10 protein-coding genes and 1 pseudogene are annotated in these 8659 nt (G+C 70.7%); 3 read left to right on the forward strand and 8 right to left on the reverse strand.

What is annotated here, in order from left to right:
• Positions 1–494 precede the first annotated feature (494 nt).
• Positions 495–908, reverse strand: coding sequence for a hypothetical protein (locus tag ACS04_RS25830; RefSeq protein WP_048479175.1), 414 nt, complete (start codon positions 906–908; stop codon positions 495–497).
• 516 nt (positions 909–1424) lie between these two features.
• Between ACS04_RS25830 and ACS04_RS25835 the strand changes: the two genes are divergently transcribed.
• Positions 1425–1886, forward strand: coding sequence for an NUDIX hydrolase (locus ACS04_RS25835; protein ID WP_048479176.1), 462 nt, complete (start codon positions 1425–1427; stop codon positions 1884–1886).
• A 1-nt stretch (position 1887) separates the two neighbouring features.
• Here the strand turns inward: ACS04_RS25835 and ACS04_RS25840 are convergent, their stop codons facing one another.
• From ACS04_RS25840 to ACS04_RS38340, 4 genes are all read right to left on the reverse strand, one after another.
• A complete protein-coding gene (locus tag ACS04_RS25840) occupies positions 1888–2208 on the reverse strand; it encodes a hypothetical protein (RefSeq protein WP_048479177.1) in 321 nt (106 codons plus the stop codon).
• A 50-nt stretch (positions 2209–2258) separates the two neighbouring features.
• Positions 2259–2519: a hypothetical protein gene (locus ACS04_RS25845; RefSeq protein ID WP_048479178.1), complete on the reverse strand. Its 261-nt coding sequence runs from the start codon at positions 2517–2519 to the stop codon at positions 2259–2261.
• A 329-nt stretch (positions 2520–2848) separates the two neighbouring features.
• A complete protein-coding gene (locus ACS04_RS25850; RefSeq protein ID WP_245236548.1) occupies positions 2849–3466 on the reverse strand; it encodes a hypothetical protein in 618 nt (205 codons plus the stop codon).
• Positions 3467–3641: 175 nt separating this feature from the next.
• On the reverse strand, positions 3642–4019 hold the full coding sequence (locus ACS04_RS38340; protein WP_158977506.1) for a hypothetical protein: 378 nt from the start codon (positions 4017–4019) through the stop codon (positions 3642–3644).
• A gap of 410 nt (positions 4020–4429) precedes the next feature.
• On the opposite strand from ACS04_RS38340, the gene ACS04_RS25860 reads away from it, so the two are divergent.
• The gene (locus ACS04_RS25860) at positions 4430–4708 is read left to right on the forward strand and encodes a hypothetical protein (RefSeq protein WP_209441778.1); all 279 of its coding nucleotides are present in this window, start codon (positions 4430–4432) and stop codon (positions 4706–4708) included.
• Between the two features lie 29 nt (positions 4709–4737).
• Here the strand turns inward: ACS04_RS25860 and ACS04_RS25865 are convergent, their stop codons facing one another.
• The 3 genes from ACS04_RS25865 to ACS04_RS25875 form a co-directional block, all read right to left on the reverse strand.
• The gene (locus ACS04_RS25865; protein WP_048479182.1) at positions 4738–5589 is read right to left on the reverse strand and encodes a helix-turn-helix domain-containing protein; all 852 of its coding nucleotides are present in this window, start codon (positions 5587–5589) and stop codon (positions 4738–4740) included.
• A 504-nt stretch (positions 5590–6093) separates the two neighbouring features.
• Positions 6094–6924, reverse strand: coding sequence for a trypsin-like serine peptidase (locus tag ACS04_RS25870; protein WP_245236549.1), 831 nt, complete (start codon positions 6922–6924; stop codon positions 6094–6096).
• 99 nt (positions 6925–7023) lie between these two features.
• A complete protein-coding gene (locus tag ACS04_RS25875; RefSeq protein WP_048479184.1) occupies positions 7024–8244 on the reverse strand; it encodes an amidohydrolase family protein in 1221 nt (406 codons plus the stop codon).
• Between the two features lie 132 nt (positions 8245–8376).
• On the opposite strand from ACS04_RS25875, the pseudogene ACS04_RS38990 reads away from it, so the two are divergent.
• Positions 8377–8659: pseudogene (locus ACS04_RS38990) on the forward strand (hypothetical protein); the annotation flags it as partial.

Here is an 8659-nt window from a genome sequence, read left to right on the forward strand (position 1 = left end):
CAAGGGCGCTCCCTGCGGTCGCGTCGCTTCGCGATGGCCTTCGGCCACCCTTGACTGCCCGGCCCGCCCCGGAATGCCATAAGACGGCCGGGAAGCCCCCGAAGGAATGGACGGGGGTTTGATGACCAGGAACGGGTATGTCAAGGACGCCCGACGTGCGCTCCGGGCGGCCGCCACCCCTTGGCAGGACCATCGAGCACGGTCAGGGCCGGGCGCGCGGCGAACCCCGGCCAACCCGAGCCAGAGGGTGACGGATTGCCCATCCCGCGCCCCTTCGCAACGGATCGCTACGTGCTTGTCTCGGCTCAGCATCCGGCGACCGGCTGTGGCTGGACATAGGCCGCCCACGACCGGATGCAGTACAGGCCGTCACGCGGCGATCAGCTCGTTTGTCGCCATGCGGTGCCGGGGCCCGGTGGGTCAGCCGGCGGCGGCAGCGATGGCAGCTGCCGTGGGCGCCGTCATCGCCGCGTGACGCCACCCGGTTTTGGCCGTCAGCGCTGCGACTCCTGCACGACGACCTCGCCCTCGTGCAGCCGCGCCCTCCAGTCACGACTGGACATCGCGTAGCCGGAAACGGGGTCCGCGGCCAACCGGTGCAGCCAGCGACACGCTCGCTCCAGCAGATCGTCCCGCAACAGACCGGCCACCAGCGCCCGCTGGTGGGAGGGGACGGCCTCGACGTACAGCAAGGCAAGACCCGGCCTCCTGTCCATGGCGAACCAGCGGGCGAACAAGAGCCCGCCCTGCTCCTCCCACTCCCGAGGCTGTGGGCACGAGAGATGCAGCGAATCCAGATGGAGCCCGGTGGTACGCAGCGGACCCTCGATGAAGGAGCGGCCGACCGGATAGGAAAACCCTGCATACAGCCGGTCCCGCGTGTAGGAGTTCCAGGGCTGGTCGGTCACCCCGGCAAGCTACCAACGGCCCTGCTGGAAGCACCCCATGTTTTCCGAGGTCGTCATGCCCGGCCACAGGCGGTCGTCGGACGCTGAGACGGGAGGAGTGTGTGGCGGTCCGCTGCGTCCCCCGGTCCGGCCGGGGCTGGTGGTGCCGGTGGGCTGGGGTTGGCTGGACTGGGTGGGGAGGTCGGCTTCGCTGACGCACCCGTGTGGGAACACGTCCCCCCTGACCGTTCCTTCGGGGGCTTCCCGGCAGTCTTGTGGCATTCCGGGGCGGGCCGGGCGGTCAAGGGTGGAGCGCAGCGACATCGCGGAGCGACGCGACCGCAGGGAGCGCCCTTGACGGCCCGGACCGACACGGAAGGACAGTGGACTGCCGGGAAACCCCCGGACTCCCTCTGATGCCGGCCGGCCGCAGCTCAGGCTCCGGCACCCCGCCCTTTCCCCCTCCCCCGCCCCGAGTTCGCAGGTCCCCGCCTCCGTACCGACGCCCCGCCACCGGTCTCGTCGTACGCTGATCTGATGAGAACTCCTCGGCAGGCAGCGCGGATTGTCGTCCTCTCCCCCAGCGGTTCGGTGTTCCTCTTCCGTGAGAACAACATCGAAGTCGGGATCCACTGGCTGCCGCCGGGCGGCGGGATCGATCCCGGGGAGACCCCCGAGGAGTGCGTGCGGCGCGAGCTGCGCGAGGAGACCGGGTGGACCGACCTGGAGCCGCAGCGGCTGCTGTGCACCTGGGAGCACGACTTCACCCACCAGGGCATACCCGTACGCCAGCACGAGCACATCTACGTCACCACCGGCCCGCGCCGTGACCCCGTACCCGAGTCGCCCGACGCGCACTGGCGCTGGCTGTCGCAGCCGGCCCTGGCCTCGCTCGGGGAGCCGCTGTGGCCGCCGCTCCTCGCCGAGCTGCTGGCCGACGCGCCGGGCGCGCCCGTCCACCTCGGTATGGTCGGCGGCCAGGGCCGTACGGCGACGTGAGTCACCGGCCGCCGGCGACCCATCGCCGGACGGCCGCGTTGGTGGCCTCGTCCAGGGCGGAGACGGCTTCGATGGCGTGCAGGTCTCCGGGGAGCGGCGGGATGCCGGCCGCGGTCAGTGCGGCGTGCAGCTCAAGGCGCCGGTGGTGCGCTTCGTCGGTTCGGTCGCGAGGTCGCTCCTGCGGCTCCGGGATCGGCGAGGGCTCCCGGCGGCGGGCGTCCGGCACGCCCCCGGTGTCCTCCAAGTCGCGTATGCCGGGGAAGCGGTAGGGGTCGAGCGCCTCCCGTGGTTTCGGCACGCGCGGGGAATCGCGCCACTTCATGCAGGGACCTCCTGGGGCCGGACCGGCGTTGGGCAAGGTGCGGGGGACGCTCACATGCCCTGCTCCTGGAGGGCGTGGGCGCCCGCCGCGATGACTTCGGCGAGCCGGTTGGCGACCTCGACGCTGCATCCGCCGAGCCGGACGAACCCGCGGGCGCCCACGGGGCCGTCGTTGGCCAGCGAGGGGAGCACCATTCCCGCCAGCGCGAGGGCTGCCTGGAGATTGGTGACGGCCTCCAGGCCCGCCTGGTAGCCGGCGTCCTGAAGCCGCTTGTACCGGAGCCGTTCCGCGTATGAAGGCTCGTACGCCATGGTTGCTGTCCTCTTTCAGTGGGGGGTGCGGGAGCGCAGGGGGGCCGTGGCAGTACCGGGCGGGGGCCGTCTCGACCGGATTGCGGGCCGCCCGTGACTTATCGGAATCGGTTGTCGTTCCTCAGATGAAAACGATCACTGCGGCGGATTTCGGGAAGGACCACGCTCTCCATGCGGTCAGAGACTGTCCCGCCTGCGTCGCCCGTGTCGCACACGGGGGCGCAGTCTCCCTCCTCCGCCCTCGACCGCACCCGACGAACGCCCGTGGGGCGGGGCGGTGCGTGCGGTCGGCCGAACGGCGCGGTCCGGGGACTGCCCGGACGTGACCGTCATGCCCCGTAGTGGAGTCTGGGGGCCGGGGCGGGCCTGGAGTTGCGGTGGCGCGGCGTCTGCTGACGGGGCGGCCGGGTGAGCGTGATCTGGCGGACGAGTTGCTGGAAGCAGGCGAGTGCGGCGATGGCGGGCAGGGTCGCCGCGGCCTGGGCGGGGAGCGTTCTGGGTGCCTGAGCCACGCACAAGAGCGTGGCGAGGGACGAGAACAGCAGGACGATGGACCAGGAGTGGACGGCGCGGCGCTGGTGCAGGGCCGCCCTGAGGATGGACAGCGAGGCGACCATCCAGGGGCCGTAGATCAGCAGCGGCCACCAGCTGACCACGTCGTGGCCGCTGTGGGGCACGGCGCTGTGGCGTAGCGCTTCGCAGATCGCGAGCCCGCTGAAGATGCTCACGACGGCGGCGATGAGCGCGACCAGCACCGAGGTGCACAGGCTGCCCGTGCGCATCAGGGCGACTGTCGGCGCCTTTGCCCGTACGGGCCGGCGGCGGTGCCCCGCGGAGGCTTCCGGCTGCCGGATGCCCGGCTGTCCGGCCACCAGTCCCGTGCGGCTCCTGGTGTCGTTCACTTCATCGGGGACGACCCGGCCGAAGGACTGCGTCTGATCGCCCATGCTTCCCTGAAGCAGACAGGCGAGCTCCTCCGCCGGATCCCACGTGCCGTTCTCCTGGGCCACCCCGAGTGGCGAATACCCCATGCCGATGTGCGGTTCGGGATCCGGCGGCGTCCGGAACGGGCGGACGTCCGGCTGGGTGGGGAAGCCGGTCCAGTCGTGATGACCATATGGTTCATACAAGGGAATCCTGCCTCGATCGGCCGTCGGTGCCGCAGGTGGCGGGTAGGGCCGCGCCGTGCGAGCGCCGGTTGAACTCGTGGCGGATCGAGCTCATCGCTTCCAGGAAATCCTCGAAGATCGAGGACGAGTAATTCAGATCGATTTTCAGACCTTCATGGTGGAGAGCCGCGGTCTCACCCTGGGCCCGGTCCGATGGGGCCGGCGTGAAAGTCCACTTGCCCATTCTGGCGCCCCCTGAACGAGGGGGAACGTCCTCGTCGTCTGAATGCCGATGGAAGATTGCACCGAGGTTTGCTGTTGTCATAGTCCAACCAACGCTTCCGGCGCCGGGCGGGGTGTGAGCCATGCGGGTGATGATGGCGCGGCGCACGCGCGGGGACCGTTTCCTTTCGCCGTCCCCGCCCTCGCGGCGAACCGCCCGGACCGGGATCCACCGCAGCTCAGAGCGGTGATGGCGAGGAGTGCACCGAAGCGGAACGCGGCGGATCGGCGGGGACCCGGTGCGTGGACCGGGGCCCTCTCCCGAGGGTTTCGGTGTCGCCCGTGTGGGGGTGGCGAGATCGCCGTGCTGTCGGATCCGCGCACTTTCGCCCGCCCGTCCCGGAGATCGGGCCGCCGCACGCCAATAGGAAATTACTGCAACCCGACAGGGTGCTGCACATGGCTGCAATGAGAGCGCGGAGCATAACTCTGCATATGCCGCTGCGTTATGTGGAGATGTCGCCGGGGGCTCACGTGCGGGCCCTCGACGCGCGCACCCGGCACCGGAAGGGACCTGCTGTGGACATGTTGATGAGGCTCGTGCTGATCTGTGCGGTACTGGGCGCGTTCTGGAGCGCGATGGCGTCGTCGGGGGTGGGCCGGATGCGGCACAAGGACGTCATCGAGCTGAGGCGCCAGCAGCACTTCAAACATGTCCTGGAGCGGAACGCGAATGCCCCCTGGCTCTTCCAGCACGAGGTCCAGGACGGCCCTGCGCCGGTGCGAGAGGCCGACGGCGGTGCGGCGTGTTCAGCCTGCGGAGCCCTGGCCGGCTGGCGGGGCGGGGCTCACAGCTGAGCGTCGGCCCTGCCGGCCGCCCCGGAAGGTCACGCGTGGATGCGCACGGTGTCGCGGATGAACTGACGGCTCTGTTCGGGTGCGAGTGCCTGTGCTTGGAGGTGGTCGTACATGAAGTGGTAGGGCTGACGGTCCGCGGGCTTCTCCAGGTAGAGATCGCTGGTGAAACGCTCCAGGTACACGACTCCCGCGTCGTTGTCGGAGAACGTGAGGATGGAGAACTGCCCCGAGAGACCCGGGTGGGCTCCCGCGGCGTGCGGGAGGATCTGCACGGTGATGTGCGGCTGGGCGCTGATGCGGTCCAGGAATTCGAGCTGCTCCCGCATGACGTCGGCGGTGCCGACGGTGCGGTGTAACGCCGATTCGTCCAGGACGACCCATAAACGGAAGGGCCGGGCGGGGTGGTGGGCGCGGTGCTGGCGGCGTAGCCGCACTTCGAGGCGGACGGCGGCCTGTTCGGCCGTGATGTGGGGGTTCGTCTCCCCGATGACCGCCTCCGCGTAGGCGGGGGTCTGCAGCAGACCGGGCATCACCAGTGGCTCGTACGAGTGGATGGAGACGGCCTCCGTCTCCATTCCGACGAACACTCCGTAGGGCACGTCGCCGTAGGCGACCCACCAGCCCTGCCGGCCGGACTCCTTCGCCATCCGCATCAGTGAGGCGACGAACGACTGGTCGGTGACACCGTAGAGTTCACACAGGTCGCGCACGTCGCGGGGGTTGATGGCGCGACGCCCCGTCTCCAACAGGCTGATCTTCGACTGGGACACCAGCAGCAGACTCGCGACCTGGTGGGACGTCATTCCCGAGGCCCGACGCAAGCGCCGCAGTTCCGCGCCCAGCCGGAGCCTTCTGACGGTGGGGCTTCCGTTCGCCGCCATGGGCGGTTTTACCTCCAACTACACGGACTCAGACAGAGATGCGGGGCCACGTCAAGCGCCAAAAGCATTCTGCTTGCCGGAACCGACGAGAGACACAACCGGATGGCGAAGACCGCCTATCCGGCCCAACGGGCGACGCGCGGACCGGCTTCCCCGACGGCAGGCCGCCCCGCGCCCGGCGCGGCCGGGGGGCCGGCGCCGTCCGTCCACAGCTGCCGCGGCGCCCGTCCCGACCGCAGAGCGGCCGCACTCCCGCCGCCTTGCGGGCGCCGTGCCAGGTGACACCGATCCAGTCCTTCGAGCGGTTGAATGGCCGATTGTTTACGGCTGCGCGCCATCGTACCCAACCGGAACCGACATCACCGACGACCCGTCAGTTCGGCGCGCACCAAGGTTCCGCGGCCGTGGGCGGCCGGGAAACACGGGCGCGTCCGCCCCGGAGCCGGGGACGGACGCGATGGCGAGCACCCGGCACGGCTCGCGCACCGCGGGTGGGCCGGTGGGTCAGCGCCCCGCCGTGGCCTTCGCGTACAGGGTCGCCGCGTACTCGCCCAGGATCGTGCTCGTCGAGACGTCGTCCGTGTCCCCGCCCGTCAGGATCCCGATGATCTTGCCGTCCTTGGCGAGCCAGGCGCTGCCGCTCGTGCCGCCCGGGAAGTCCGCGCAGTCGAAACGCTGCTCGGTCGGGGTCTCGCGGATCGCCGACGCCGTGCACGTGCGCGGGACCTTGCGGTCCGCCGGGTATCCGGTGACGGTGATCTCCTCGCCCGAGCGGCCCGTGGTGTCCAGGGTCGCGGCGCCCGTGACGTCCTCGATGTTGCGGCCCGAGGCGTCCGGGGCGAGGCGGGCGAAGGCGAGGTCGTAGTCGTCGTCGGAGCCCTCGGACCAGCGGGTGTCCTCGAAGACCTCCTCGATACTCCAGGCGCCGTACGGGGCGCCGCCGTTCGCGTACGCGGGTGCGAAGACGGCCCCCGCGTCGCCGTGCTTCCCGGCGAGCAGGCAGTGGCCCGCGGTGACGATCATGTTCTTGCCCGGGCTGTGCACCACGGTGGCGGTGCAGAAGTGGTCACCCTGTACGCCGCCCTCGAACAGGGCGCCGGTGAAGGCCGCGGGACTGCCCGGACGGGGCACCGCCGAGGTGGTCAGCTGAGGTTGCTTCGCAGCTTGCGATCGCGAAGATTGGCTCGGCGAGGGCTTCGCCGGAGCCGCCGCCCCGGCGGGTGCCTCCGACCGGCCCTCCGCAGCCGGCACCACCTTCGTCATGGCGGCGGACGCGCCCAGCGCCGCCACCGCACACAACACCCCGGTCACCACGGTCCGCTTGTCCACCGTCACCGCCCCTCCCACTTTGCTCCGGCGAAGCATGCCTTGTTTTTCACCTTCGCCGCAAGGGGACCTCCGGCCTCCCGCCGGCCCGCCCGCCGGCCGACCCGCCTACGCCCCCGCCCACAGCCCTTCGGCCGTCAGCCCCAGCAGGTCGATGGCGTTGCCGCGCACGATGCGGTCCACCACGTCCGGCGCCAGGTGGGACATCTGCGCCTCCCCCACCTCGCGCGACTTCGGCCACGTCGAGTCCGAGTGCGGGTAGTCCGTCTCGTAGAGGACGTTCGCGACGCCGATCGAGTCCAGGTTCCGCAGACCGAACGGGTCGTCGAAGAAGCAGCCGAAGACGTGCTCCGCGAAGAGCTCCGACGGCGGGCGGTGCACCTTGTCCGCGACCCCGCCCCAGGCGCGGTTCTCCTCCCACACGACGTTCGCGCGCTCCAGGATGTACGGGATCCAGCCGATCTGGCCCTCCGCGTACATGATCCTGAGGTTCGGGAAGCGCTCGAACTTGCCGCTCATCAGCCAGTCGACCATCGAGAAGCAGCAGTTGGCGAAGGTGATGGTGGAACCGACCGCGGGCGGGGCGTCCGCCGAGGTCGACGGCATGCGCGACGAGGAGCCGATGTGCATCGCGATGACCGTGCCGGTCTCGTCGCACGCCTGGAGGAAGGGGTCCCACGCGTCGGTGTGGATCGAGGGGAGCCCCAGGTGCGGCGGTATCTCCGAGAAGGCGACCGCGCGCACGCCGCGCGCCGCGTTGCGGCGGACCTCGGCGGCGGCCAGGTGGGCGTCCCAGAGCGGGATGAGGGTGAGGGGGATCAGGCGGCCGCGCGCCTGGGGGCCGCACCACTCCTCCACCATCCAGTCGTTGTACGCCCGCACGCCGAGAAGCCCGAGCTCGCGGTCCTTGGCCTCGGTGAAGGTCTGGCCGCAGAAGCGCGGGAAGGTGGGGAAGCAGAGCGCCGACTGGACGTGGTTGACGTCCATGTCGGCGAGGCGTTCGGGAACCGAGAAGGAGCCCGGGCGCATCTGCTCGTACGTGATGACCTCGAGCTTGATCTCGTCGCGGTCGTAGCCCACGGCGGTGTCGAGGCGGGTGAGGGGTCGGTGCAGGTCCTCGTACACCCACCAGTCGCCAATCGGACCGTCGTCGCCCTTGGCCCCCATGACCGGCGCGAACCTGCCGCCGAGGAAGGTCATTTCCTTCAGGGGGGCGCGGACGATCCGGGGACCGGTGTCCTGGTATTTGGACGGGAGCCGGTCCCGCCAGACATGGGGAGGTTCAACCGTGTGGTCGTCCACCGAGATGATCTTCGGGAAGGTCTCCATGCGGACTACGGTAGCGCCGATCTGACGAACCGTCAGCTAGTTGGGGAGTGATCGGTCCGACACGGGCTGACGGGTGGGCGCAAGACAGGGCAGACTGGCCCTTACACCGACGGAAGGCAGGGGGGACGACTGATGGACGGCATACCGGCCATCCCGCACCAGCGGAACCGCCCCGCGGCAGCCCGGCGCCACTCCGCTCCCGCGCCGGACGCCACGACCGGGGCCCGGACCGACTCCACGACCGTCCGGACCGCGGACGCGCCCACCACGGACGCGCCCACCGCGGGCACCCCGGCCGGCGCGCCCTCCGCACCCGCAGCGCCCGCTCCACACGTCGCGCCCGGCCCCCACGTCGCACCCGCTCCGCACGCCGCGCCCGGCCCCCACGCTGCGCCCGCCGCCGACGTCACCGCCG

The organism is Streptomyces roseus (assembly GCF_001044425.1).
In the GTDB taxonomy this organism is placed as follows: domain Bacteria; phylum Actinomycetota; class Actinomycetes; order Streptomycetales; family Streptomycetaceae; genus Streptomyces; species Streptomyces roseus.